Consider the following 24,983-nt stretch of genomic DNA (forward strand, 5'->3'; position numbering starts at 1 on the left):
TTTTAGCAAAAATTGTAAGGTTTTTGAAGGAATAGTTATTCATATTTCAAAAAAATCTTATAATTTGCAGCAAAAAAGAGCCAAAATTAAATCTTTTTAGAAATCTTCACAGAACCTACATATAATTATTAGAATTTTTGAGCTTTAAATCAAGCTATATTTAATAATCTGTGCTTTAGCTTATATAATTTATCCATTTTATGTGCTAATTCATGGTTATGTGTTACCATAATAATTGCGGTATTTTGTGCTCTTGCTACTTTTAAAAATAAATTAAATACTTCATTTGTAGTTTTGGGATCTAAATTACCTGTCGGTTCATCTGCTAAAATAATTTTCGGCTTATTAATTAAGCTCCGAGCTATAGCGACCCGTTGTTTTTCTCCTCCCGATAATTCTCCAGGCATATTATAGAGTTTTTTCCCAAGCCCTAAATCATCTAATATCTTTGTTGCATCTTCTATTGCTTCTTTTTGATCAAGACCACTAATAAGCCTTGGCATAATAACATTTTCAAGAGCGGTAAAATCTTTAAGTAAGTGATGTTGTTGATAGATAAAACCTAAATAATGAAGACGAATGAGATGATATTTTTGATACTTGCTATTTGGTATGATGACTTGACCTTTTGTAGGTTTATCAAGCAAGCCGGCAATATGTAGTAAAGTTGATTTGCCGCTACCTGAAGAACCTATTATAGCGATTAATTCACCTTCATTAACCGTTAGATTAAGATCATCTAGTACTCTAACAATAATTTTGCCTTGGCTGTAATGTTTTGAGATATTTTTTAAAATGAGGACTGTATTATTCATATCTTAGGGCATCCACGGGATTTAATTTTGAGGCTCTATAAGAAGGATAAATTGTCGCAAGAAAACACAATATTATAGATAAAGAGGTAATTAAAATAATATCCTCAGCTCTTACTTTTGAAGGTAAACTATAAAGAAAATAAATAGCTGCCTCGAAAATTTTAGTACCGGTTATACGCTCCAAATAATTCTTGATAGTTTGAATATTATAAGAAAAGGTAACACCAAGGATTACACCTAGTGTTGTGCCAAGTAATCCTATAAACATTCCGTTATAGATAAAAATAAGCATTATTTGCTTAGTGCTTGCTCCCATAGTTCTAAGAATTGCAATATCTGAAGTTTTATCTTTAACAAGCATAAATAAGCTTGAAATAATATTAAATGCGGCAACCGTAATAATTAAAGATAGAATAGTAAACATAGCTGTACGCTCAACAGCAAGAGCACTTAAAAATTGTGAATTTAAGGTTTGCCAATTAAATACATATAGGGTTGGACCTAAGAGTGATTGTATTTTATGTGAATATGTGAGAGCTTTATCGGGATCTAGACTATTAATTTCGATTAAATTAATATCGTTGCCGAGAGATAAGAAATTTTGTGCTGCGGTAAGCGGCATTAATATCGTTGTCAAATCATAATCATACATACCGCTATTGAAAATTGCTATAACTTTAAATTCTTTTGATCTTGGCATACTGCCAAAGGTGGTAGAAACTGAATTATTCGGTGAAATTAATCTAATCTTATCCCCAACGGTTACGCCTAAATTGCTTGCTAATTGTTCTCCGAGTGCTATTACGTTTTTGCCGTGAAAATTATCAAAACTACCAAAATTTACATTTTTAAAAATTTCATTTCTTACACTTAGATCCTTTAATTTCATACCTTTAACAAGCACACCGCTATTATTACTTTTACCAAGAGCCAAAGCTTGACCGTGAGCAATGAATGTTACATGTTTTACATAATCTTGTTTTAGGAGTTTGGCTTTAATCTCTTCATAGTTATCAATACTACCACCTTGCCGATTTATCACTATATCCCCATTTAAGCCGATAATATTTTTAGTAAGCTCTATATGAAAACCGTTCATAACGGACATGACTACTATCAATGCTGCAACGCCGATCATGACGCCCACTAAAGAAAAGGCAGAAATAATAGAAACAAACTTTTCGTTTTTCTTAGCTCTAAAATATCTGAAAGCTATCTTGAAGATAAAATTGTTATTGATCATTTGTTTATTTTTTCTTACATCCATTTCTAGGTTATTCCTGTGTGAATCAGCTTTTTTGTCATTGTGAACAGCCGTAGGCTGCGTGGCAGTCTTATGAAATAATAACAAATTCCTGAGATTGTTTCGTCAACACTTACAGTTTTTCCTCGCAATGACGACACAATTGATGACATAAAGACATCTACACGTTACTAGAAATCTCAAAGACTTTATCATACTTAAATAATTTAGGTAATGTTACTAACCCAAATAGTGTAACACTGGATATAGTAATGCCAAGAGGAGTAAAAGTACCATTATATAAAAATCCTACTAATTGCAGCCCAAATGCCGTTAAAATCAACCTAGCCACAGTGAAAATAGCCATCATACGAGCTTTACCGTCCGGAATAGCTTCTAAAAGCAATGGCCATAATATGTTAATCGGATATATCACGCCAAGAGATAATAATAAAGTAACTATTGTTATGGTTAAAGGATTATTAATATTATATACAACTAATATGCTATTGCCTAGTAGGAATAGTATTATAAATATAACTCCAAAATAGAAGCAATTTTTAATACCGAATTTTTTAAAGCAATAACCGCTTGAAAAGCTCATAATTGAGAATAGAGCTGCCATTGCTCCTTGATAAAGTCCAAAATATTCTAAAGTTACACCTAAATCTTGCATATATAAAATAGGAGCAATCCCAATAAATATCCAATATCCTTGTGCAAGAAATATCATTGTAAGTATATAATATATAGCTTTTGGCGATTTGAAGATAGGTATATATTCTTTTAAAGAAATACGTATTTTTTTATTAACTTCTCTTTTTGGAATAAATAATATACCAAGAATTAGGCTGATCAAACCTATTATAAGCAACAAAACAAAATTGCCACGCCAGCCCCAAAATAAATTGACGTAGCTACCTATAACCGGTGCTATTGCCATAGAAAGGGCAATAGTGCCGTTTAAAATGCCCATGAATCTTTGCTGTTCTTGTACCGAATAAATATCGGCAAGAACAATATATACTAGCACTGCAACCGATGATATCCCGCATCCTTGCAAAAATCTTCCAAATAATATAGTTGCATAATTATTTGCAAATACACAAAATAAACTACCAAGATTAAAAATCAGTAAACCGAGTATAATAATCGGTCTGCGTCCGTACCTATCTCCTAAATTACCGACTATAAGCGAAGTAATACAATAAGCAGTTAGATTAACACCAAGTAGTAACTCTGTCATAAAAGTTGAAAGGTTGAATGTATCTTGTATTTCAGGAAAACTTGGAATGAATAAATCTATTTCCGCTCCAGCGAGTATTTCCATGATGATTACGGTAATAATTAATTTCATAATTAATTGTTAGTTTGAGGTTATTTTAGCAAAGTATTATTGAAGCCGAAAGCCTTGCGCGATGTCATCCCTGCAAGGCATTGTTGCATAGATACCAAGTCGTCATTGCGAGCGAACGTTAGTGAGCATGGCAATCTCAGGAATTCTTCCCAAGATTGCTTCATCAATTTACTATTGTAAATTTTCTCGCAATGATGGAAAAACCGATCCACGCAACAACATTTTTGCGGGAATGACATAAATAAGGATGCAGGAATGGCAGCAAAGCCACACAACAAATTAGCCTTCTATATTCTTATAGCTTACAATAATTAGTGTATTGTTTTACTAAAGAAAGAATAAATGAATACTTATGCTCGTCTAGCAATTTTTATTTATCAGGAGTATATACATGACACGGTAACAGGAAGACTGAAAGGAAGTACAAGCAGAAACTTTTAGTAATATATGTTAATAATAATGATTCCTAACATTTGGGACTATTAACAGAATAAATTTTAAAGCTAATTAAATTTATTTTTACTGCAAATTATAATGCTTTTTTAAAATAGGATTCACACTATTCCTTCAAAACTCTTATTAATTTTCGCTAAAAATTCTTTTTAATTATCAATTAAAATTATTTTGTTAACAGTCCCCTATCAATTTTAAAAATTAGTTAAAATATTACTGATTAATTCCTAAAGCTTGTTTTTGAGTATCGGTAGTATTCTCCATTACCCACTTTTGGACATCAGGACTTAACATATTATACTGATCTGCTGTTAAACTAGCAACCCAAGCTTGTTGATCGTCAGTACTCATAGCTTGTATTTGGGTTGTTGTAACTGAAGCTGGGGCAGGCATTTGCATTGATGAAGCAAATACTGAGCTCGCGAAAGTTAGAATTAATAAAATCTTTAATAAATTTTTCATTTTGTAAACCTTTTTTGTTTTGTAATTGCGATTATAACAAAGCTACGGCAGCTTTCAAGCTAAATTATATTAAACATTTAAATTTTTTATACTAAGGAACTTTTATTGTAACAAATATATCAATTATATACTTTATTGTCATTCCCGCGAAAGCGGGAATCCAGTAAAAAGCGTTCAGTATCATACCGTGGCTTGACCACGGGATCTTGTGTCACAGATTATGCCCTAAGATACCACGCTCAAGTCGTGGTATGACATTAAGGTTGACTGGATTCCTGCTTTCGCAGGAATGACATACCCCTTTATATTGTTAACTGCTCTCTGCAAATATTTCGATAAATTTCTGAGTTTTTAGATAAATCATTATGTGATCCTTCAGCGACTACTCCTCCTTTATCTATGACTAAAATATAATCAGCTGATTCTATACTACTAATTCGATGGGCAATTGATATAATAATGTTCCCTCTCATTATTTTTTTTATAGATTCTAGTAATTTCTGTTCGCTCATCGTATCTAAAGCACTCATTGCCTCATCAAGAAGCAAAATTTGCGGCATGCGTAGTAATGCTCTAGCAATAGCTATTCTTTGTTTTTGTCCTCCTGATAATCTAACCCCTCTTTCACCGATTTTAGCATTTATACCGTCATGAAGTTTAGCAGCAAATTCTTCTATTCCTGTAATTTTTATTATCTCATTTATTTCGTCGTCGCTTGCTTCATTATTACCGAATATAATATTTGATTTTATAGTGCCGGAAAAAATGCTAGCCTCTTGAGGAACATAGGCAATTAATTTACGAATTTCAGCAGGATTTAAAAGAGTTATATCTTGATTGTTAATAAGGATAGTGCCGTTTTCTTGCCGGTAAAAACGCAGCAGTAACTGTATCACAGTACTTTTTCCTGCACCTGATCTACCTACAATACCAAGAAACTTATTGGCATTTATCTTCAAAGACATATTATTAATAATCCTTAAATTAGGTCTTGAATGATAGGTAAAATCAACATTTTTGAATTCTATCGAGATTGGATCGGAATTATTTAATTCTAAATAATTATTATGTGCTATAGGTGTCTTATCTATAATTGTAATTATTCTCTCAAGGGCTGTAACAGGTAAATGCATTTCGCTTAGTAGCTCAAAAATACCGCCACAGCTAACTCCGGCGATAATCGCATAATAAATAAACGAGATAATTTGTCCCGCAGATAAATGACCTTTCACTATATCTGAAGCTCCGATCCAAACGACTAAAGTAATCGCAAGAAATATAATGGCTATTGAAATCGCAAAGAATAAAGCACGAATTTTTAAACGGGTTTTGCAGTATATTAAATAGTTTTGTAATTTAGTGTCAAAATCGGCAATTTTGTTTATTTGATGGTTAAAAGCATAAATAGCTCTAATATTATTAAAAGTTTCATCAATATCCGATGCTAAAAGTGACTTAGATTCTAGAGCTTTTTTAGATAAAACCTTAACATACTTGCCGAATTTAATTAAAGGAATTAATAAGATAGGAATGGTAATAATTACTATAGAAGCGAGTTTAAAGCTTTCAAAAAACATTAATGTAATGCTGCCAATTAGCATCACCGAATTGCGAATAAAAAAAGATAAGAAATTAACGATGAGAGTAGATATTTGATCTATATCATTTGTTAGGCGTGAAATTATATCGCCGATTTTTAGTTCTTCAAACTCTTCAATTTCATAATTAATTAAATTACTATAAGCTTCTTTTCTTATTTGATTAACTGCCTTTTCAGCAACATTATTGATAAAATATGAACGAAAAAAACTAGCAATACTTAAGATGATAATTAATAAACAAATATATAATATAGATTTATCAACCGATGAAATATGGTCTTTGCTCAAGCCTTTATCAACTAAATTTCTAAAAACACTACCGATTAGTAATAATGAAGCTGATACGCTAAGTAAAGAGATCATAACGATGATCAAATCTTTTTTATAGAACCTTAGATATTTAGCTAGTCTATATAAAAGTTTGATATCCATAAGAAAAAAATGTCATTGCGAGCGACTCTAGGCGTTGTTGCATGGATGTCAAATCGTCATTGCAAGGAGCGAAGCGACGTGGCAATCCAGAAAAATAACAGAAAAGTACTAATTTTAGCATTTTTTACTGGATTGCTTCGTCAATTACTTTGTAATTTTCTTCGCAATGATGATTTGGTAACCACACAACAATTCCAAAATATGGGGCGAGTGACGGGATTCGAACCCGTGACCCTCAGAACCACAACCTGATGCTCTAACCAACTGAGCTACACCCGCCATAAATTAACAACATAAATTTAGATTATCAGAAGGAGTTAGTCAAGAATATTTATTGTATGAACATATATTATTTGACTTATATATTATAACTATATATAGTTACAACATGAATCAGTATATAAAACTTATAAATAAAGAAAGCTAAACAAAATCCTAAAGGATTCAGTTTCTCTGATTCATACTTTAATGACTAAGTGCGGTTGGGTTAAAGATAGACAAAAAGGTAGCCATCAGATTTGGTACTTGCCCAAAGGAAATAGGTTATCTATTCACACTTTTGGAAATATGGAAAAAGAATATCAAGTTCGACCATTTTTAAACTTTGCAAAAGGAAATGAAGATGAAAACAAATGATACATTTGATGGGTTTACTATAGAACTTTTTAAAGATACGGATGGAGATTGGCTAGCAAGGTTTGAAGAGCTACCGAATGTATCAGCTTTTGGCAATTCGCCTGAAAAAGCACTGCAAGAATTACAACAAGCTTGGACTTTAATGAAAGAACGTTATATAAGTCATAATCAATCTATCCCCTTAGCTCCGTCTAGGAAAGAGTATAGCGGACAGTTTAATGTTAGAGTAGATAAACGTGTGCATCGAGCTTTAGTACTTGAAGCACTTAGAGCAAAAATTAGTTTAAATGCTTTAGTATCTCAAAAATTAACTTTATCGGTAAAACAATGAAAAAAAAAGCAGTTATTTTATTAAGCGGTGGACCTGATTCTACTACGGTTCTTGAGATAGTGAGCAAAACAGATTATGAAATTTATGCTCTAAGTTTTAATTATCATAGACGCAATAGTCTGGAGGTCCAAAAAATCCAAGGATTAATTAAAGATTATAATGTAAAACAACATAGGGTTATTAATATTGATTTGCGGTCATTTATCGGTTCTGCATTGACTGATGATAATATAGATGTACCAAAATTTAAAAACACAGATCAATTACCAAGTGACATACCGGTTACTTATGTACCGGCACGTAATACAATATTTTTAAGCTACGCACTAGGAGTTGCTGAGGTTATAGGAGCTAGAGATATTTTTATTGGGGTACACACTAATGATTATACTAACTATCCTGATTGTCGTCCTGAATATATAAAATCTTTTGAAGCAATGGCAAATTTAGCAACTAGGGTAGGAGTAAATGGAGAAAAAATTACTATCCATGCTCCTTTAATAAATATGACCAAAGAGCAAATAATTAAAAAAGGGCTTGAGCTTGGAGTAGATTATAGTAAAACAATATCATGTTATGATCCAACAGAAGACGGTTTATCTTGTGGTCAATGTCTATCATGCATTGCACGACTTGATGCTTTTAAAAAGAATAATGTACAAGACCCGATTAAGTATGTATAATTATAGATATATACTCATAAAATTAATAATAAAATAATATGAAGTAAATTTGTATACAAGGTGGAAACCATTGTTCACCTTGTATACTCATTATTTAAAAATCTTCTGTATAATATGAATATGCAATATTTATATTATACAGAAAAATAGTTAGTATATATGATAAATAGAGGACATTTATATGCCCCTTTTCCTGTGCTTGATTTAAACGATATAGTTTTACGAGAGTTAGCCGCGGAGGATGCACAAGATTATTTTAATTATATGAGTAAGCCGGAAATGGCTATTTATATAACTGATAGCAATAGGCCTAAAGACTTAGAAGACGCTGGAGAGGAAATACGTTATTGGTCTAGTTTATATAAAAATCATAGAAGTTTTTATTGGGGAATTGCCATTAAAGACGATAATAAATTAATAGGTACTGCCGGTTTTAATATAATAAATCTAGAGCATCATAGAGCAGAAATAAGTTATGATCTAGATCCTAATTTTTGGGGTCAAGGTATGATGTTAAAATCTATAAAGAATATTTTAAAATTTGCTGATTATATTGGTATTATAAGAGTACAAGCAACAGTAATTACTGATAATTTTCGTTCAATTAATCTTCTTGAGAGGTGCGGTTTTGCTAGGGAAGGAATTCTTAAAAAATACGAAATAGTTGCAAATGAGCATAAAGATTATTATATATACGCAAGAGTACTATAGTAAGAATTGTTAAAATAAACATAAAAAAGAAAGTTAATGGTAGTAGAAGCTGATAAAAAAGCATTGATTTGTTCGTTTTGTAGTAAAAAACAACATGAAGTAAAAAAACTGATAGCAGGTCCTGCAGTATTTATTTGTGATGAATGTATAGATTTATGTACAGATATTATGAAAGAAGAAAATAAAGTTGCTTTAAAGCAAATTACTTCTTCAATTCCAACGCCGCAAAAAATATGTGGCATTCTAAATGATTATGTAGTTGGGCAAGATCAAGCGAAAAAGATTTTAGCAGTAGCTGTTTATAACCATTATAAGAGGCTTGAATATTTACAATCCGGCAATAATGACGTTGAGCTTAATAAGTCGAATATCTTACTGATCGGTCCTACCGGTTCAGGAAAAACTTTACTTGCTCAAACGCTTGCTAAAATTTTAGACGTACCTTTTACTATGGCGGATGCTACTTCTTTAACGGAAGCCGGGTATGTCGGTGAAGATGTTGAGAATATATTACTACGTTTATTGATAGCATCTGAGTTTAATATAGCAAAAGCACAAAAAGGTATAATTTATATTGACGAGGTTGATAAAATTGCCCGTAAATCGGAGAATCCTTCTATTACACGGGATGTATCGGGTGAAGGAGTACAGCAGGCATTACTTAAAATTATGGAAGGAACAGTTGCTTCCGTGCCTCCTCAAGGCGGTAGGAAACACCCACAACAAGATTTCGTACAGTTAGATACTTCAAATATCTTATTTATTTGTGGTGGTGCTTTTATGGGGATTGATAGCATTATAACCTCAAGAACTAATCATAGTTCTATAGGCTTTACAGCTAACGTAAATATAGATAAAGAGAAAAATAATAGTGAGATTCTTAAATCCCTAGAGATTGAGGATTTAACTAAATTCGGTTTAATTCCTGAATTTATCGGTAGATTACCTATCGTTACTACTTTAGATGAGTTAGACAAAGAAGCTTTAATTACAATTTTAACTAAGCCTAAGAACGCCATAGTAAAGCAATATCAGAAACAATTTGAGCTTGATGATGCTGAGCTTGTAATTGATTATTCAGCCTTAGAAACTATTGCCGAAAAAGCTCTAGCTAAAAAGACGGGAGCAAGAGGACTTCGTTCAATACTTGAGCATCTTTTGCTTGATAGTATGTATAAAGTTGCTGAGCTAAAAAAACAGCGTGTTACTATTACAAAAGAGGTAGTTAACGGCTTAGTCAAACCGATAATGACCTCTCTCATTTCTACAAAATCAAACAAAAAACAACCAATTATTGCAGATATACCGGCGTAAATATTATTGCTTCTCTATGTCATTCCCGCGTAGGCGGGAATCCAGAAAAATAACTTCAATATTGATGTAAGAAGTTACACATGTGATAAAGTAAACATATACAACACAAGTTTTTTATATGTTTACTGGATTCCCGCCTACGCGGGAATGACATAAACAAGCATGCAACAAGACCTACGACTGCTCGCAATGATGGGTGGGTATCCACACAACAACGCCGGCTTGACCACGGGACAATACTAATTTAGTATAAAATTTATCCTAAACTAGTATTATAGCGGTTTAAATACCATTAAGAAAAAAATAATACTCAAACTGATAAATACCGGCCAGCCTAGGTAGAATCATAATTTAAATAATTTATAATATTTTTCCGGTAGGGGAATTCGCGGTTTTAATGCTTCAAGTGCCATATTTCGTAGTGGAATTTGAATCCATACCACCAGAAGCCAACAACTACCGGCGATTATGTATCCGATATAAGTTAAAGTAAGCCATAAATCAAAATAATTATAGCCAAGCATATTTACTAATATTATGCCGCTAACCGGTTGAATTATCACAGTTGGAGTAGTAAAAAGAAGATCAGCTATTGTAGTGCGAGTTGCATATGCCGTTGCATTCAAATCACCGGTTTTATTTGCCCACCACATAAAAAAAAGCAGTACCAAATAAAGTGGTAGAGCTAATAATATGCATAGTTTTTATAAAAAGATAATCCATTATTTATCTCGTTCTATTGCCATGAATACTAAAGTAAGTAATATTACTGGAATATTTTTAAATATCGGACCAAGCGGATCTAGCCACAATATTGGCTTAAGATATGTTAATAGTAGAGTATAAGCTAGTATTAATAAAATTTGTAAACTACATATCCTATTTATTTTATTTTTGATAATTAGTAGAATTCTAAGAATAATATCTGTAAAGCAGCTTCCATATAATATGTAAGGTGCTATTTGTTTATCAAATCCTAGTGATATTATAATTTGCATACTAGCATCATAAACAAAAATGCTTGAAATAATTCCTATCATTATCCAAAATAGTCCTAAGACAATTTTTAGTATAGGTTTTAAAAAATAAAGCCTAGCGTGCCATATGGATTGTACGGTTAAAGGTTCGGTTGCAAAACCTTGTTGCAAGTTTCTAGGGATTATAGAAGTAAAATCGATAAAATCTTTTTTATCAGCAATATTAGGTTGAAGTAACATATTATACGCAGTAGAATTAATGGGTCCTATTTTTAGACAATCCCCTAATTTAGCTGCTATTTTAATGAATATTAAAGGAATTTTTATTAGTCTTCCATGACTCCAAGCCATCTTCTGAATCCAAGCAAGATATCCTTCATGTTCACTATGTCTGGTCCGACTATTTTTAATAATGTGTGGATTTTTCCTTCCCTTTCTATACAGTGAATAATTACTTTCGTTAAATCATCAATATGAATAGGTTGAAATTGTTGTAAACCATCACCTATTAAAGGAATAAAATACGGTAATGTTGCAAGAGCTTTAAATAGCGAGGTACCACCATAACAACCGCTTGCGTAAACAAGAGACGGTTGTAAAATTATCCAGTCTATATTCCTAATTTTTGTACATATTCTTCAGCTGCTTTTTTAGTTAAAGCATAAGCAGTGTTTTTTTCATTATCTATTCCAAGAGCTGAAATATGAATAATTCTTTGTACGTTAGTAAGGGTGCAAGCCTTAAATAGAGCCTTTGGATCATTGACATGAACATTGCCAATATTATTGCATGACTAGACGTTAACACACCTGATACATTAATAACTATATCTATGTTATTTAATCTATTTATCCAGCTTTGTGGTGTTAGGTCTATATTAAAATCACAGTATATCACTTCTGCAGTAGGGAATTTTTCCTGGTCGATTGTAATATATAATCCAATAAAGCCGTTAGCTCCTGTTACTAGTATTCTCATTATAATATAAACTATTCAGGTACTGATATTTTTTATATCATTAATCAGATCCTGTTGCCAATAGAAGATAAAAAAGGATATGTTATGTCCACAACTATTGTTTTTTTGGTTAAAAACTTTTATAACCCAATCCTCTTCTCTCTTATCATAAACTGGGGTTGCTCGTGTGTGACTTTAATGTTAAAATAATTAAAGATTATAAATGATTATATATAAAAGATTTGAATAAATATTAAGAGATGTTTATATTTTTAATATTTATTTAATTAAAATTATGAGTAATAAACTAGAAGTAATAATACAATATTATAATGATATATCAAATTTAGGCGTAAGATTATGGAAAACTACTACAGCACTTGCTAGTTTTAATTTAGGTGAGGTATGGAAAATATGGTTCTGTGATAAAAATTTTCAAGATCTACTGACACTAGATCAAAGTTTAATTTATACTCAATCTTTAGAAACAATGTTAAGTAAAGTAGCTGCTACCGGAAAGTATCAAGATAATAATATTGATCATTCTCAATGGAGCCATTGTTTTGAAGAGCTAAATAATTGAGATCATTTTTCTACAGAAGTTAATAGGAGTAGAAAACAAGAATATCATTGATGCTATGCTAGATGATATAGGGGATATAAATTCATTAGATTTTAGTACCCTAATTACTAAAGTCCAAGTGTTTTTAAAAAATAATTTAGATCAATCTGAACACTTGATTAAAGCAGCCAAAGAAATCGATGCTATGGCATATCCTCTGACGAGAGAATATTTTTTATATCGCTATATAGCTAAAGCAATATTACTTACAAATAATTTAAATGCGCCTTCCTCGTATGAAAACGAGTTTAATATAGTAAAAAAAGCTCATTTAAATTTTGCAAATTATCTTAATTCATTAGAGCAAAGTCTTACTAGAATAGAAAAAGCTAGTGATAAGTATAATGAAGATCACAAAATTGCTTTTTGGTTAACCGAAAAATTAGCTTTAGTTAGTAATCATTCAGGTAAAATAGCAATTACTTATGTTTCTCTTATAGTGGGTGTAATTGCTTTACGTTCATATGTAATTGACGAAAAGGATCCTTGGTATGAATTATGTGCTTTACCGACCACTAACCTTGCGATGTTACAAATTTTATTATCTTTCCCGGTACGGTCTTATCAAATAGACAAACTAAAGAGATGAATAATAATATGTTTCAAGCATTAGAAAATAACAATGACAATGCTGAAGATGTTAAATTTTTATTTGATCATACTCCAAGCTTTGCTAATGATGCCGTAAATACCACTGCGATTTGTTTTAGATATGCTGCTAATTTAGGGTTGCAGCCTATTGATTTATTAAATAATAATACTATTAATCGTATAATTGTATATACGGGCTTTACGATGGTATACAGTTGCAGGAGTAGTAGCAGAACAAAGTAAAGTTACAAATTTTATGCAAAATAAATTAATTAAATTTTTGCATGATAAAATTGTACCGGCTTTAATTGAGCATAAGCAATTTACAGCTGAAGAAATTAAACCATATTTTCAGTTACTATATAAACATTCCAAAACAGATAAGAATACGCAAATAAAACTTCAGGCAATATATAATAAACTTACCAATCAAGATATAGATTTTAACAATATTGAATCAGAAATTAGTATCTATCATGGATGGAAGAGTACTGCTATATGTTCGGCAATAGCCACACTGATTTTGGATTATATCTGTTTTTATTTTCGTAATCCAGCATTAGAATTTTATGAAGATCCAATGTTTTATGCATCAACTTCTGTTAAATTCATGCGTCTTGCTTCTTTATATTAGTATCAACATATTATGGCAATAAAGTTATAGAAAATATCACCAACAAAACATTAACTAATGATGTGTTTTTTCAAAAGTTTTACTATAATGATACGGCAAGATTGCCCCTAGCGATAGTACCTTTAATAATGTTTGAGTCTATTAAAGATTTAAAATTCTTAAGTCTTGCAACTTTAATAGATGTTTTAACAACTGTTATATCGGGTTTCAATGTCGGCAAGGCAATTAGTAGTGCAGGCAAGAATATTGCCAAGAAAACCGCTACTACCCTTACTTGGCTTAATAAGGTTACCTCAGGCACAAACGATGATACAGTTATTGATATTGATCCTACAGAAGAAGTACCATGCTTAGAGGTTGATTTGCTATTTTGCAGCAAAAAATAGCCAAAATTAAATCTTTTTAGAAATGTCCACAAAACCTCTATTAAGGTTGTAAAATTTACGTTATTTAATGTGCTCTTCCCATTTCAAATATAATTGAATCTTCAGAATTAAGTGTTGCATATATTAAAAAAGGCGAGGTGACATAGGACTGCACTTCGCTATGCATAAAAGCTTGGTACATTATCAATCTCTAAAGTAAAGTTTTTGCTATATTCAAGAAGTTTTTGAGCAGCTTTTAAGTGTATCAAATAACCTGTAGTTGTATTAAAGTAACCACCATGACCTATCTTCTTTAAATACGGATTATTGTAAATATTATAAAATATTTTGTTTTTAGAATGTGACAAGGACAAATAAATTAAATCCCAGTCGGTAGGTAAATGCTTAAGCATTGTTAAAAATTTATTACGGAAATCGTCATTTAGTATAGCATCATCTTCTATTATTAGGGCATAAGGTATATTGTCTTTAACCATTTTAAGCCAAATTTCTCTATGGTTACAATAACAACCGAGTTCACCTGCCGTTAAAGTATGATTTAATATTTTGCTATCGGAATAATAATTTATATTTTCCGAAGGACAAAGTACAGTATAACCGTTATTAAAGGATAAAAGAGCAGGGTTATTTTTTACATCTAATCCGGTAAATCTTTTTCCCCCTGAATCTGTTATAGATAAATTATAACCGTTTCTTCAAGTGGAGCAAGAACCTATTTGATAAGTTTTTAAAAATATAAAAAGCAATGATAAACAAATAATTATAATTGATATTATAAAAATAGTTTTTAATTTGTATTTAATAGAGGTAATTATTTTCTGAAGCCGGTACAATCTTATTATTATATATCTTATAATATTTTTCATCATCTTTATCAACAGAAATAATATAATTATATAAATCTTCTTCTGAATAATCTTTAGCAAATATTACTGAATTAGGGTTTACATCTTTTATATAACTTTTATCTGCATAATATATAATAGGTACTGCTCCTGCTAAATAAGCTTGAAAAGGTTTTGCAGTAACATACCCCTCAGATGTTTTATTTTCAAAAGCAATAACAAATTTACATTTAGATAACCATTCACGAGTTTTTTCTTTTGGTATAATTGTAGATTCAGTATTTAAATATTTACTGCCGCTTACTACTTTTTTATACAGCGACAATTTATGAAAAAATCGATTTCTTGCTATGCAGCTGTCGTTCTCAGGATCTTCTATACCGTTAGAGACTAAGAAACAAGCAAAATACGTTTTGTTCGGATTGTATTTTGAGCGTTTATATTCAAGTACTGATGTCATTAGTACAATACATATAATATAAAGGTATTCTTATATAATTTGGATGATCTATATAATCAAAACCTATAGATATATCATAATTTTCTAGCTTTGGTCTAACCGATTCACCGGTAAAAAATATCTTTATACTATCGTTATTACTAATAGTTCTTTGACCAAAAACACTATCAATAATAAGGTCATAATTGTTATGATCTATAACAATTGTTTGTCCGTTTTCTTCAATGATTTCTTTTATCATCGGTAGCTCGTCTATTGTAAAGCTCGGCCAAATATTAATAAAACTCACTCTTATAGCATGTTTGTTTTCTTTTTTAGGAGCTCTAATCTTATATGCTTACACATAGTAACAATATGGCTATACAGATTATGGAAAGTTTTTTTAACATTTAAATTACCTATTACGAGAAAAATTTATTTATAATTTTTCTGCTATTTGTGGTGGATTTTCTGCTTCCACTTCAATAATCTCAGATTTAGAGGAAACGATTTGATAACGCTCTAAGGTAGCCGGCATGGCTTTATTCCCTGAATCAATACCGAGTTTTTGAATATTCTTTACTCTTGACATAAAATTACGATTAAACGAGGCAGCAAATTTATCGTAATTAGTAACCATATTATGCAGGTTATTACCGATCTTTTGAGAATAATCTGCCATAGTACCGATGGAGTTTAATAGCTTTCTCACTTCTTCAATGATTACCTTATAATTTTCTGAGCGGCGATGATCGGTAATTTGAAATTTTGCAAATGATAGCATATTCATAAGGCCGCTAGGTCCTACCGGAAAGATATTACAGCCCCAAGCTTTTTGTAAAAATTCAGGGTCGGCTGCAATAACTTTCTCAACCGCTTGTTCAGTCGGCAAAAACATTAAAGTAATAACATTGTTAAAGCTCTGATCCTTTTTGTTTAGATTAGTTAAAATATTTGTGGCATATTCTTTATGCGCCAAAGATTTTAAATGGTAATTCATAGTTTTATTAAGACTCATGTTATTATCTTGCTCGTCTACAAGAAACTTTGAAGCTTTAGAATCAATAACCATTAAATTACCGGAAGGAAGAAAAATGAGCGCATCAGGTCTTAGCTTTCCGCTATCTAATGTAGTTAGACCGTATTGCATAATGAAATCTAAATTAGGACGTAAGCCCGAAGATTTTAAGATATTCTCAAGGGTAATCTCAGCAAGTAGCCCCGCCCCGATCGGAGAAAGCAGAGACTGTTTTATCAAATCAACCGTACCTTTTGATTGCTCTATATCTTTATTTAATGCTCCCACCATCGTAATTAACCGTTCAAACTCACTATTAAATTTTCCTGAAGCAGTAGCGATATTTTTCTCGGCTAGCTCTCTTGCCGCCGTGTTTTCCATTTTATGTATCTCTATTAATTGTTTAGACAAATCTTGACCTAAATCAAATAACGCAGCTTTAGCCGATGAAAATGACTCTTCTCTTATTTTTTCTGAATCCTTAATAGTCTGTGCTTGATATTCTATTTTACACTGCAATTGCTCAATTTTCTGTAAATATCCTATCTTTTCTTGATTTAATAATTGGTTGTTATTGCTAATTTCTAGATTCTGTTCTGATAAAAATTGTAGCTGTGTCCTTAAGGTTTGAGTTTTTACATAAAACCAAATTATTAGCGCTAATAAAATAAGTAGAGTAGTTATAATAGTGGGTAATAAATAAGGCATAGAATGAAGCAAAGTTTAATGTTAAATAATACTAAAGTACCGCATAATTTGCACTAATTATTTTGGCATTGCCTAGAAAAGGTTGATATAGTCATTGTGAGTTACTGCAGGTGTTGTTGCATGGCTCGTTTTATGTCATGCCTGTGCAGGTCTTGTTGTGTGGACCGAAAAACCCGTTCGGTGTTATGCAGTGGCTTGACCACGATATCCAAAAACACAACTTAAAATACTAAAATTTTAATGTTTTAAACTGGATCCCGCGATCAAGTCGCGGGATGACAATTAGGAAACTGGTCCACGCAACAAAGCATTCTCGCTTTCGTGGGAATGACATCGGAAGGCTAAACTATAAAACAACTTTTTCTAGGCAATGCTCAATTTCAAGACTACAAGTAAGACTATTTCGATATTAGCCTATAATATTTTTATAAACTTATAGAAATATTATAATGGATAGGTTATATAAAAAGCAAGTTGAAGAATATCTAACAAATTACGGTAAGCTTGTATTTATAAGCGGAGCAAGGCAAGTAGGAAAAACTACAATATCAAAACAAGTAATTAAGCCTAATCCTAATTCAATTTACCTAAATTGGGATTATCTAGAAGATAGAAATAAAATCTTAAACAAACACACCGAACTTTTTAAAAATCTACTTTCTACTATATCCGATAAGAAACTGTGCTTAATATTAGATGAAATTCATAAATATAAAGATTGGAAAAATCTTGTAAAAGGATTTTATGATAAATTCGGAGAAAATATTGAATTTATTATAACAGGTAGTGCCAAATTAAATATATATAAAAAAGGCGGTGATAGCCTAATGGGACGTTATATAAGTTTAACCGTGCATCCGTTATCGGTATCTGAAATAGCTAAAAATTTTGATAATGACATTGATTATATAAAAAGCCCCAAAAATATCACTATAGATGAATGTGAAGCTTTAATAAATTTTGGAGGATTTGCAGAAAGTTATTTAAAAGCAACTGCTAAATTGCATAGAATATGGAGTAATCAAAGATTCGAGCAATTATTTAGAGAAGATGTAAGAAATACTGAAGATATCAACAATATTTGTGCGTTAGAATTACTTGCTAGCATTATAAATGAGCAAGCAGGCTCATTTATAAGCTATACAAACCTTGCTAACAAAGTTAGAGTTTCAGACCAAACAATAAGAAGATGGCTCTCTTTGCTAGAAAAGCATTATTATTGTTTTGCTATCAAACCTTGGTCTAAAAATGTTGTAAAAAGTTTGATAAAAGAGCCCCAAATTTACCTTTGGGATTGATCGCAAATAAAAGATATAGGAACGATATTTGAAAATCTTGTAGCTTCTCACCTTTTAAAAGCCGTATATTTTTGGAACGAAACAGGGCTTGGTGCTTTTGGTTTATACTATCTGCGTGATAAACAAAAACGTGAAGTCGATTTAGTAATAACAAAAGATAACCAACCGTGGATTTTAGTGGAAGCAAAAGTAAGTGACTCAACCGTTTCTTCAAGCTTAAAATATTTTCATGAATTACTTAACCCTGAGTTTAGTGTTCAAGTAATTCAAAATAAACAAGCTATTTCGGACTCTTGCTTTGATAAACCGGGTTTATGGATAGTACCGGCTATTACTTTCTTATCTCAACTTGTTTGATATGAATTTTTGCAAAAAAGGTAATCTAGGCAAATGTAAATCATATGACTATTTCGTTGCTTATATCGAAATAGTAATTACCAATTCGACATTTAATGATAAGCTGTATCCTCGCACATACCACTAAATGTAGCTGAATTGACTATATTCACTTTATCTTCTAGCGGTCCGAGTGGCTGAGCCGGTTTTAACAATTCCGGCGTTAATATAAATTTAGTTTTTTTCTCGATATTCGATAAAAAAGGTAAATGTAAGCTATGAGGGCTGTATATTATTGCATATTTATCCCATTCTAGATATTGTCTATTCAAATTCTCTTTATATTCAGATGGCCCATATACTTCTATACTACCAAATTTATATTTTTTTAAAGGATATAGCTCATAATCATAAAAAAAATCATTTGGATATTTATTACGCATACTTTGATTAAAATGAACAAATTTATCATTTTCTTTATGAAATACGAAAATATCTAAGCATCTTTCTCCGCAAATTACATAAATTTTATTATGTTTAACACGATATCCTAATTGTTCAAATTGCGGTAATATTTGTTGCAAACGTATTTCGTCTTCATGCATAATGCCGATATCTAAATCATCGTCAAAAGGAATTATGCCTTGATGTCTAACGGCTCCAAGCAGAGTGCCGCCGTCTATCCAATAATTAATATTATTCTTACCAAGTAGCTCATGAGTGTCTTTCATTAACTGATAAAGGGCAATAGCTTTTTTCTCGCTAATCCTGTATTTTTTTACTTGTTCATCACTTAAGGTTACATATCGCCAATTATGTTCTAGTAGATAAGCATAACACAATATACCGACGAAAATAGTAAGGATTAAGCGTAAAATATTTTTAAAGAATAATATTGACTTTAATTTTATCATCTTGAATCTTAAATTACATTTCCCCTGCTGATATAATATTTTTTAATCTATATAAAACAACCGGTTATGACTTTTTTATCTCAATTTGTTTAAAAGTTTATTCTATCCTCTAAAGGACTAAAAGGCTGAGCCGGTTTTAACAATTCCGGCGTTAATGTAAATTTAGTTTTTTTCTCGATATTCGATAAAAAAGGTAAATGTAAGCTATGGGGCTGCTCTATCACTGCATACTTATCCCATTCTGGATATTGCCTATTTAGATTTCCTATAGGATCAGTGGGACCGTAAACCTCTATACTACCGAATTTATATTTTTTTAAAGGATATAATTCATTATCATAAAATGAACTCTTCGGATACTTATTTCGAACCGCTAAATTAGTATGTATAAATTTGTTTTGTTCTTTATGAAAAATGAAAATATCTAAACAAGCTTTTTTGCATATATTATAAGCTCTCTTATAGGAAACAGTATAACCGAGTTGCTCAAATTGTGGTAATATTTGTTGCAAACGTATTTCGTCCTCATGCATAATGCCGATATCTAAATCATCGTCAAAAGGAATTATGCCTTGATGTCTAACGGCTCCAAGCAGAGTGCCGCTGTCTATCCAATAATTAATATTATTCTTACCAAGTAGCTCATGAGTGTCTTTCATTAACTGATAAAGGGCAATAGCTTTTTTCTCGCTAATCCTGTATTTTTTTACTTGTTCATCACTTAAGGTTACATATCGCCAGTCATGTTCTAATATATAAGCATAAAAAAATATCCCGGCAAATATAATTAATATTAAACCTATAATATTTTTAAAGGATAATATTGACTTTAATTTTATCATCTTTCATCTCAAATTGTATTTCTTCTGCCGATGTGACGTTTTTTAAATCTTCTGCTAATTCTGCAGATAATACTATGCCGCTAACTTCAAGCAATTTTATTGGAGTTTTTATAGATAGATTCTTCTCAGCTTTGAATTTTCTGACGATATCTAGTATTTCAAGCAGCCCTTCTGCTCCTTTTGCATTGATTTCATAATTTAAGTCACTGTAATTAACCCAGCTACCTTTAACATGAATAGAATTTTCACTATATAATATTTGGTATAATTCTTCGGTAATATGCGGCATGAAAGGTGCAAATAGTTTCAGTAACGTTTGCATAACATGATATAAAGTTAATATGCTACTATATTGTCCTTGTGGATTTTTGTGTTCCTCATCATAGCTTCTTGTTTTGCTTATTTCTAAATAATTATCACACAATACCACCCAAAAGAATTTTTCCGTCAGATGCATAGCATTTGCATATTCGTAGTTTTGTAACTCATTTGTAGCTAGCTTAACTAATTCCACTAGCTTATTAACCATCCATTTATCAAACTCGTTAGTGATTTTTTCTTTAATATCGAGTAAACTCGCTTTTTTATCTTCACCTTTCAGTTTATCAAAATGTATAAAAACAAATTTAGCGGCATTCCATAGCTTGTTAACAAGCCTTTTGCCGTTTTTCATAACGTCTTCAGAATAGGCGGTATCAGCACCTAGCTTTGAATTTGCCGACCAATAACGTATCACGTCGGAACCATATTGTTCTAACAGTTTTTCAGGAACTAAAACATTGCCCTTAGATTTTGACATTTTACTTCGATCTTCAGCTAAACACCAACCGCTTACCATGATGTTTTTCCACGGCAAAGTATTTTGGTGTAAATGAGCTTTTAAAATAGTATAGAACGCCCAAGTTCTGATAATTTCATGTGCTTGAGGTCTTAAATCCATCGGAAATAATTTATCGTGTCTATCTTTATTAACAGCGAAATCGTCAGAAATCCCATGAGTAGAAAGTTGAGGCGAAACGGAACTTGTTGCCCAAGTATCCATTACGTCATAATCAGGTTCTACTTCTTCTTTACTATAACCCATAGGTAAATCTTTTAACGGATCGATAGGTAGCTGCGTAACATCGGCATATAAGATTTTTCCTTCCTCACCTACTCTTTTAGAGTACCAAACAGGGAAAGGCACACCAAAATAACGCTGCCTACTTATACACCAATCCCAACTAATGGCATTAATCCAATTCTCTAAACGAATCTTCATATTTTTAGGATGCCAATTTAACTCATTCGCTCTTTTAAGCAATTCTTCTTTATGTGATATAGTTTTAACGAACCATTGCGGTACAGTTAGTATCTCAAGAGGAGCACCTGACCTCTCGGCACATTTAACGGTATGAGTGATGTCTTCTTGTTTAATAAGCAACTCTTGTTCTTTTAAAATATCTATTATCTTTGTTCGAGCTTCTTTAATTTTCAACCCATCTATAGAAGTTTCATGTTGGAAGTCTATTGTACCTTTTTTAGTGATAATAGTTTTTAAAGGTAGATTATGCGTCTTCCACCAAGTAATATCCGTTTGATCACCAAACGTACAGCACATTACCAGTCCCGTGCCTTTAGCTTGTTGTACTAAAGGGTCAGCAAGCAGTGGAACTTGCTCATTAAAAAGTGGGGTTATAGCTGATTTACCTGCTAGATGCTTATAACGTCCATCGTCAGGGTGATAAAATACGGCTACGCAAGCCGGTAATAACTCAGGTCTGGTAGTGGCTATAGTAAGCGGGTCTCCTTGCTCGGTTTTAAACGTAATATAATTCATGAAAGAGGTCTTTTCCTTATCCTCAATATCGGCTTGAGCAAGAGCTGTACCATCTACTGGATCCCATAAAATCGGTTGATTAGTACGATAAATTTCTTCTTTTTGTACTAAATCAAGAAAAGACATTTGTGATATTTTTCGTGATAACGGACTAATAGTTTGGTACTCTAAACTCCAATCAACCGATAAAGCTATTTGGTTAAATAGACTTCTAAACTTTTCTTCTTCACTTTCTACTACCTCTTCGCAAATTTTTATAAATTCAGATCGATCCATATTATAAGCTTTGATCTGTTTCTGCTTTTCAACAAGTCTCTCGGTCGGTAGCCCGTTATCGTCAAAACCCATAGGATAAAAGATATTTTTACCCATCATACGCTGAAAACGTACAATAAAGTCGGTTTGCGTATAGCTATAAACATGACCGATATGTAACTGCCCTGAAACTGTCGGAGGCGGAGTATCGATTACATAGGTTTCTTCTTTTGCAACGTTTGGATTATAAGCATAAATTTGTTGCTCTTGCCAAATTTGCTGCCACTTTTTTTCATTTTCGGTAAAATTATAATTTCTTGGAAATTCTTTCATAGATTTTGTAGTTGATTCAAGAATATTATTATAAAGGTTATATGTGATTATGACAATAGATGCTTTTCTTTGGGAGGATATGGATATTTAGGATTTGTGCAAGTGGTGCTTGCATGATTAAGTACTTATTTACAATTGAGCGAACGAAAGTTTCTTGAAGACCTGTAATTTTGGCAATAACAGGAATTTTAAAGCCCTGACTGAACATTTCCTTCGCTATAATTACTGCCTTATTATGTTCGCCCTCAGCTTTACCTATCTCAATACCCTGCACCTTTCCTTCATCTCTATATGTATCAGCGATAGTTTTCATAATAGTATCCTTATCTTGCGGTAATAGATGTGTATCCAATACTTCTACTAATTCCGGTTGTTTTTGTGTTGATAATTTTGCGTTAGTATACCATAAGAACGATCTTAGGTAAATATAACCTTTTTCTTTATCCAATATTATAATATGCTTAAACTCTGTTCAAAACTTCTCTCATAGTTTTATCATATCCTGCATATTGGATATGCTGCATCATATATTCTAGCATACCTAAATGTTTTTTCTTGACGATTTCATCATCTGTCATAGCTTGCAAATCTACTAATTGATAATCTTCCGCCATTAATTTCTTTGCCATCACACTATCAGTAAATAAACTCCACAGATTTCTTGGAGCATTATAAATTTCTTTACCGTTGTAAATAACTAAATTATAGACTAGCGGTAATTTATCCTTTCCTTGCTTATGTCTTTCACATAATAATAGTGTATATTTCCATAACCGCAAAGCTGTCCAATAATCAATTGTTGATTGGGCCTCTACTAATACATAAACAAATGCTTCTTCTTTATTATTGGTGCTAATTTTATATGTTATATTACTATATTTCTTATTTAAAGATTTCTCAATGTAGCTTTCTTGTTCTACCGTTATTTTTGATAAATCTACTATTAAAATTATCGGGTAAATAATATTACAAAAATTCTTGTGCTGCTACCGGGTCGTTCATTATTATTTTTACTAATGAATCATGTTTTAATTTTTTAGCCATAAAAATCTAGTAGCTTTATTTCGTGGCGTATTGTATCTTAAATTATCTATAATATCCATATTTATTTAAAGTTTAATATGCTAATTCTAGATAAACTTTTGCTTACCTTAAAATTAATGCGTGCAGATAAGCTGGTAGCTTATTTGCTGGTTTTTTTTCCTGCTTTATTTGGGTTACTGCTTGCAAGCCCCTCAAGAACGGAGTTAATACATTTATTACCGTTATTTATTTTAGGTAGTATAACAGCTAGAAGTAGCGGGTGTATTATTAACGATATATTTGATAGAAAATTTGATAAGCATGTCGCAAGGACTAAAGAGCGACCTTTAGCTAGCAAGGCTTTATCTGTTTCTTATGCTATTTTGATACTCTTTATTCTTAGCGTTATCTCACTTTGTATTTTGCTACTTTTAAACAAAACAGCTATATATATAGGTTTTTTTGCGGTAATAATGATTAGCCTATACCCGTTAATGAAACGTATTACTTATTTCCCACAAATCTTTTTGGGATTTACATTTAAGCTAGGGGCCTTAATAGCTTATGCGGCAGTTCAGGATACACTTGATATAGCAGCGATTATTATGTATTTAGCATGCTGTTTTTGGGCCATCGGTTATGATACGATTTACGGATATATGGATATAAGAGATGATAAGAAAATAGGAGTGAAATCGTTAAGTATATATTTAGAGAGCAAGCATTCTAAGCTTTGGCTTTATATATGTTATATAGGTTTTATATTGTTATTTATTCTAGCAACAAAAATGGCTAACCATAATATCGACTATTTACCTATTTTAGCTGCTTTAATTTTACTGATATTACAAGTAGCAACTCTTGATATTGAAAATCCTGCCAATTGTATGACAAGATTCAGAGCTAATAATTATATCGGATTAGTTTTGAGTATGGTGTTTTATTAAA

Annotated in this window: 28 protein-coding genes, 1 tRNA gene and 1 pseudogene; 12 read left to right on the forward strand and 18 right to left on the reverse strand. The window is 31.5% G+C overall.

The features are described 5' to 3' along the window. Nucleotides 1-149 precede the first annotated feature (149 nt). From RSIB_RS01480 to RSIB_RS06380, 6 genes are all read right to left on the reverse strand, one after another. Complete coding sequence (locus RSIB_RS01480; protein ID WP_004997636.1) at nucleotides 150-815, reverse strand: ABC transporter ATP-binding protein; 666 nt, start codon at nucleotides 813-815, stop codon at nucleotides 150-152. Next, nucleotides 808-2,058 (reverse strand): lipoprotein-releasing ABC transporter permease subunit, encoded by a 1,251-nt coding sequence (locus tag RSIB_RS01475; protein WP_014419919.1) that lies wholly within the window; start codon nucleotides 2,056-2,058, stop codon nucleotides 808-810. Before RSIB_RS01475 ends, RSIB_RS01480 begins: the two co-directional genes overlap by 8 nt. A gap of 181 nt (nucleotides 2,059-2,239) precedes the next feature. Continuing rightward, nucleotides 2,240-3,415 (reverse strand): multidrug effflux MFS transporter, encoded by a 1,176-nt coding sequence (locus RSIB_RS01470; protein ID WP_004997641.1) that lies wholly within the window; start codon nucleotides 3,413-3,415, stop codon nucleotides 2,240-2,242. Between the two features lie 666 nt (nucleotides 3,416-4,081). Beyond that, on the reverse strand, nucleotides 4,082-4,330 hold the full coding sequence (locus tag RSIB_RS01465) for a DUF2673 domain-containing protein (RefSeq protein WP_004997643.1): 249 nt from the start codon (nucleotides 4,328-4,330) through the stop codon (nucleotides 4,082-4,084). A 302-nt stretch (nucleotides 4,331-4,632) separates the two neighbouring features. Continuing rightward, complete coding sequence (locus tag RSIB_RS01460; protein WP_004997645.1) at nucleotides 4,633-6,363, reverse strand: ABC transporter ATP-binding protein; 1,731 nt, start codon at nucleotides 6,361-6,363, stop codon at nucleotides 4,633-4,635. 202 nt (nucleotides 6,364-6,565) lie between these two features. Beyond that, nucleotides 6,566-6,642: transfer RNA gene (locus RSIB_RS06380), tRNA-His, on the reverse strand. Nucleotides 6,643-6,831: 189 nt separating this feature from the next. On the opposite strand from RSIB_RS06380, the gene RSIB_RS08115 reads away from it, so the two are divergent. The 5 genes from RSIB_RS08115 (at nucleotide 6,832) to clpX (ending at nucleotide 10,038) form a co-directional block, all read left to right on the forward strand. Then, on the forward strand, nucleotides 6,832-6,999 hold the full coding sequence (locus tag RSIB_RS08115; RefSeq protein WP_004997648.1) for a type II toxin-antitoxin system HicA family toxin: 168 nt from the start codon (nucleotides 6,832-6,834) through the stop codon (nucleotides 6,997-6,999). Beyond that, nucleotides 6,986-7,330, forward strand: coding sequence for a type II toxin-antitoxin system HicB family antitoxin (locus RSIB_RS01455; RefSeq protein WP_004997651.1), 345 nt, complete (start codon nucleotides 6,986-6,988; stop codon nucleotides 7,328-7,330). Before RSIB_RS08115 ends, RSIB_RS01455 begins: the two co-directional genes overlap by 14 nt. After that, complete coding sequence (queC, locus tag RSIB_RS01450) at nucleotides 7,327-8,013, forward strand: 7-cyano-7-deazaguanine synthase QueC (protein WP_004997661.1); 687 nt, start codon at nucleotides 7,327-7,329, stop codon at nucleotides 8,011-8,013. Before RSIB_RS01455 ends, queC begins: the two co-directional genes overlap by 4 nt. Nucleotides 8,014-8,172: 159 nt before the next feature. Then, nucleotides 8,173-8,724: a GNAT family N-acetyltransferase gene (locus tag RSIB_RS01445; RefSeq protein WP_004997670.1), complete on the forward strand. Its 552-nt coding sequence runs from the start codon at nucleotides 8,173-8,175 to the stop codon at nucleotides 8,722-8,724. A 36-nt stretch (nucleotides 8,725-8,760) separates the two neighbouring features. After that, the gene (gene clpX / locus RSIB_RS01440; RefSeq protein WP_004997674.1) at nucleotides 8,761-10,038 is read left to right on the forward strand and encodes an ATP-dependent Clp protease ATP-binding subunit ClpX; all 1,278 of its coding nucleotides are present in this window, start codon (nucleotides 8,761-8,763) and stop codon (nucleotides 10,036-10,038) included. A 344-nt stretch (nucleotides 10,039-10,382) separates the two neighbouring features. On the opposite strand, the gene RSIB_RS01435 is transcribed toward clpX, so the two are convergent. The 3 genes from RSIB_RS01435 to RSIB_RS09000 form a co-directional block, all read right to left on the reverse strand. Continuing rightward, a complete protein-coding gene (locus RSIB_RS01435) occupies nucleotides 10,383-10,709 on the reverse strand; it encodes a DUF2269 domain-containing protein (protein ID WP_231287690.1) in 327 nt (108 codons plus the stop codon). 51 nt (nucleotides 10,710-10,760) lie between these two features. Then, nucleotides 10,761-11,366: an oxidoreductase gene (locus RSIB_RS08995; RefSeq protein ID WP_004997676.1), complete on the reverse strand. Its 606-nt coding sequence runs from the start codon at nucleotides 11,364-11,366 to the stop codon at nucleotides 10,761-10,763. A gap of 333 nt (nucleotides 11,367-11,699) precedes the next feature. Then, nucleotides 11,700-11,993: a Rossmann-fold NAD(P)-binding domain-containing protein gene (locus RSIB_RS09000; protein ID WP_004997677.1), complete on the reverse strand. Its 294-nt coding sequence runs from the start codon at nucleotides 11,991-11,993 to the stop codon at nucleotides 11,700-11,702. Between the two features lie 274 nt (nucleotides 11,994-12,267). Here RSIB_RS09000 and RSIB_RS07025 point away from each other — a divergent pair, with 274 nt between their 5' ends. From RSIB_RS07025 to RSIB_RS01415, 5 genes are all read left to right on the forward strand, one after another. Further along, a complete protein-coding gene (locus tag RSIB_RS07025) occupies nucleotides 12,268-12,555 on the forward strand; it encodes a hypothetical protein (protein WP_016728319.1) in 288 nt (95 codons plus the stop codon). Between the two features lie 55 nt (nucleotides 12,556-12,610). Next, a complete protein-coding gene (locus RSIB_RS01425) occupies nucleotides 12,611-13,183 on the forward strand; it encodes a hypothetical protein (RefSeq protein ID WP_004997679.1) in 573 nt (190 codons plus the stop codon). A gap of 8 nt (nucleotides 13,184-13,191) precedes the next feature. Beyond that, nucleotides 13,192-13,428, forward strand: a complete 237-nt coding sequence (locus RSIB_RS09005) for a hypothetical protein (protein WP_162009632.1) — start codon at nucleotides 13,192-13,194, stop codon at nucleotides 13,426-13,428. Between the two features lie 13 nt (nucleotides 13,429-13,441). Continuing rightward, complete coding sequence (locus tag RSIB_RS01420; protein WP_004997680.1) at nucleotides 13,442-13,819, forward strand: hypothetical protein; 378 nt, start codon at nucleotides 13,442-13,444, stop codon at nucleotides 13,817-13,819. 62 nt (nucleotides 13,820-13,881) lie between these two features. Then, nucleotides 13,882-14,205, forward strand: coding sequence for a hypothetical protein (locus RSIB_RS01415; protein ID WP_237737635.1), 324 nt, complete (start codon nucleotides 13,882-13,884; stop codon nucleotides 14,203-14,205). Nucleotides 14,206-14,363: 158 nt separating this feature from the next. On the opposite strand, the gene RSIB_RS09915 is transcribed toward RSIB_RS01415, so the two are convergent. The 4 genes from RSIB_RS09915 to RSIB_RS01395 form a co-directional block, all read right to left on the reverse strand. Further along, complete coding sequence (locus RSIB_RS09915) at nucleotides 14,364-14,879, reverse strand: glycosyltransferase family 25 protein (protein ID WP_340139618.1); 516 nt, start codon at nucleotides 14,877-14,879, stop codon at nucleotides 14,364-14,366. A 124-nt stretch (nucleotides 14,880-15,003) separates the two neighbouring features. Next, nucleotides 15,004-15,510: a glycosyltransferase family 10 domain-containing protein gene (locus RSIB_RS09010; RefSeq protein ID WP_004997683.1), complete on the reverse strand. Its 507-nt coding sequence runs from the start codon at nucleotides 15,508-15,510 to the stop codon at nucleotides 15,004-15,006. Next, entirely contained in the window at nucleotides 15,494-15,784 is a 291-nt protein-coding gene (locus tag RSIB_RS09015; protein WP_026053117.1) for a hypothetical protein, read from the reverse strand. Before RSIB_RS09015 ends, RSIB_RS09010 begins: the two co-directional genes overlap by 17 nt. A 144-nt stretch (nucleotides 15,785-15,928) precedes the next feature. Beyond that, nucleotides 15,929-17,215, reverse strand: coding sequence for a DNA recombination protein RmuC (locus RSIB_RS01395; protein ID WP_004997685.1), 1,287 nt, complete (start codon nucleotides 17,213-17,215; stop codon nucleotides 15,929-15,931). A gap of 449 nt (nucleotides 17,216-17,664) precedes the next feature. Here RSIB_RS01395 and RSIB_RS01390 point away from each other — a divergent pair. Beyond that, nucleotides 17,665-18,870 (forward strand): annotated as a pseudogene (locus tag RSIB_RS01390) (ATP-binding protein). A 92-nt stretch (nucleotides 18,871-18,962) separates the two neighbouring features. Here RSIB_RS01390 and RSIB_RS01380 read toward each other — a convergent pair. From RSIB_RS01380 to RSIB_RS10620, 5 genes are all read right to left on the reverse strand, one after another. Further along, a complete protein-coding gene (locus RSIB_RS01380; RefSeq protein WP_004997690.1) occupies nucleotides 18,963-19,763 on the reverse strand; it encodes a LicD family protein in 801 nt (266 codons plus the stop codon). An 89-nt stretch (nucleotides 19,764-19,852) separates the two neighbouring features. After that, nucleotides 19,853-20,605, reverse strand: a complete 753-nt coding sequence (locus RSIB_RS01375; protein ID WP_004997692.1) for a LicD family protein — start codon at nucleotides 20,603-20,605, stop codon at nucleotides 19,853-19,855. Then, nucleotides 20,574-23,012: a valine--tRNA ligase gene (locus RSIB_RS01370; protein ID WP_004997693.1), complete on the reverse strand. Its 2,439-nt coding sequence runs from the start codon at nucleotides 23,010-23,012 to the stop codon at nucleotides 20,574-20,576. The genes RSIB_RS01375 and RSIB_RS01370 overlap by 32 nt, the downstream gene beginning before the upstream one ends. A gap of 37 nt (nucleotides 23,013-23,049) precedes the next feature. Next, nucleotides 23,050-23,460 carry an RpnC/YadD family protein gene (locus RSIB_RS10615; RefSeq protein ID WP_004997702.1) on the reverse strand — a complete coding sequence of 137 codons (411 nt, stop codon included), beginning with the start codon at nucleotides 23,458-23,460 and terminating at the stop codon, nucleotides 23,050-23,052. 13 nt (nucleotides 23,461-23,473) lie between these two features. Beyond that, the gene (locus RSIB_RS10620) at nucleotides 23,474-23,977 is read right to left on the reverse strand and encodes an Rpn family recombination-promoting nuclease/putative transposase (protein ID WP_410527974.1); all 504 of its coding nucleotides are present in this window, start codon (nucleotides 23,975-23,977) and stop codon (nucleotides 23,474-23,476) included. Between the two features lie 156 nt (nucleotides 23,978-24,133). Here RSIB_RS10620 and ubiA point away from each other — a divergent pair, with 156 nt between their 5' ends. Then, nucleotides 24,134-24,982, forward strand: a complete 849-nt coding sequence (gene ubiA, locus RSIB_RS01365; protein ID WP_004997711.1) for a 4-hydroxybenzoate octaprenyltransferase — start codon at nucleotides 24,134-24,136, stop codon at nucleotides 24,980-24,982. Nucleotide 24,983 lies beyond the last annotated feature (1 nt).

It is taken from the genome of Rickettsia sibirica 246, from assembly GCF_000166935.1.
GTDB lineage: Bacteria > Pseudomonadota > Alphaproteobacteria > Rickettsiales > Rickettsiaceae > Rickettsia > Rickettsia rickettsii.

Coding starts and splice junctions, on each gene's coding strand:
- RSIB_RS09000 (WP_004997677.1), bottom strand. CDS start 11,993: ATGAGAATACTAGTAACAGGAGCTAACGGCTTTATTGGATTATATATT.
- RSIB_RS01375 (WP_004997692.1), bottom strand. CDS start 20,605: ATGATAAAATTAAAGTCAATATTATCCTTTAAAAATATTATAGGTTTA.
- RSIB_RS01370 (WP_004997693.1), bottom strand. CDS start 23,012: ATGAAAGAATTTCCAAGAAATTATAATTTTACCGAAAATGAAAAAAAG.
- RSIB_RS01455 (WP_004997651.1), top strand. CDS start 6,986: ATGAAAACAAATGATACATTTGATGGGTTTACTATAGAACTTTTTAAA.
- RSIB_RS01380 (WP_004997690.1), bottom strand. CDS start 19,763: ATGATAAAATTAAAGTCAATATTATTCTTTAAAAATATTTTACGCTTA.
- RSIB_RS08995 (WP_004997676.1), bottom strand. CDS start 11,366: ATGGCTTGGAGTCATGGAAGACTAATAAAAATTCCTTTAATATTCATT.
- RSIB_RS01420 (WP_004997680.1), top strand. CDS start 13,442: ATGCAAAATAAATTAATTAAATTTTTGCATGATAAAATTGTACCGGCT.
- clpX (WP_004997674.1), top strand. CDS start 8,761: ATGGTAGTAGAAGCTGATAAAAAAGCATTGATTTGTTCGTTTTGTAGT.
- RSIB_RS01465 (WP_004997643.1), bottom strand. CDS start 4,330: ATGAAAAATTTATTAAAGATTTTATTAATTCTAACTTTCGCGAGCTCA.
- RSIB_RS01470 (WP_004997641.1), bottom strand. CDS start 3,415: ATGAAATTAATTATTACCGTAATCATCATGGAAATACTCGCTGGAGCG.
- RSIB_RS01425 (WP_004997679.1), top strand. CDS start 12,611: ATGCTAGATGATATAGGGGATATAAATTCATTAGATTTTAGTACCCTA.
- RSIB_RS07025 (WP_016728319.1), top strand. CDS start 12,268: ATGAGTAATAAACTAGAAGTAATAATACAATATTATAATGATATATCA.
- ubiA (WP_004997711.1), top strand. CDS start 24,134: ATGCTAATTCTAGATAAACTTTTGCTTACCTTAAAATTAATGCGTGCA.
- queC (WP_004997661.1), top strand. CDS start 7,327: ATGAAAAAAAAAGCAGTTATTTTATTAAGCGGTGGACCTGATTCTACT.
- RSIB_RS01475 (WP_014419919.1), bottom strand. CDS start 2,058: ATGATCAATAACAATTTTATCTTCAAGATAGCTTTCAGATATTTTAGA.
- RSIB_RS09010 (WP_004997683.1), bottom strand. CDS start 15,510: ATGACATCAGTACTTGAATATAAACGCTCAAAATACAATCCGAACAAA.
- RSIB_RS01395 (WP_004997685.1), bottom strand. CDS start 17,215: ATGCCTTATTTATTACCCACTATTATAACTACTCTACTTATTTTATTA.
- RSIB_RS01480 (WP_004997636.1), bottom strand. CDS start 815: ATGAATAATACAGTCCTCATTTTAAAAAATATCTCAAAACATTACAGC.
- RSIB_RS01460 (WP_004997645.1), bottom strand. CDS start 6,363: ATGGATATCAAACTTTTATATAGACTAGCTAAATATCTAAGGTTCTAT.
- RSIB_RS09005 (WP_162009632.1), top strand. CDS start 13,192: ATGTTTCAAGCATTAGAAAATAACAATGACAATGCTGAAGATGTTAAA.
- RSIB_RS01445 (WP_004997670.1), top strand. CDS start 8,173: ATGATAAATAGAGGACATTTATATGCCCCTTTTCCTGTGCTTGATTTA.
- RSIB_RS08115 (WP_004997648.1), top strand. CDS start 6,832: ATGACTAAGTGCGGTTGGGTTAAAGATAGACAAAAAGGTAGCCATCAG.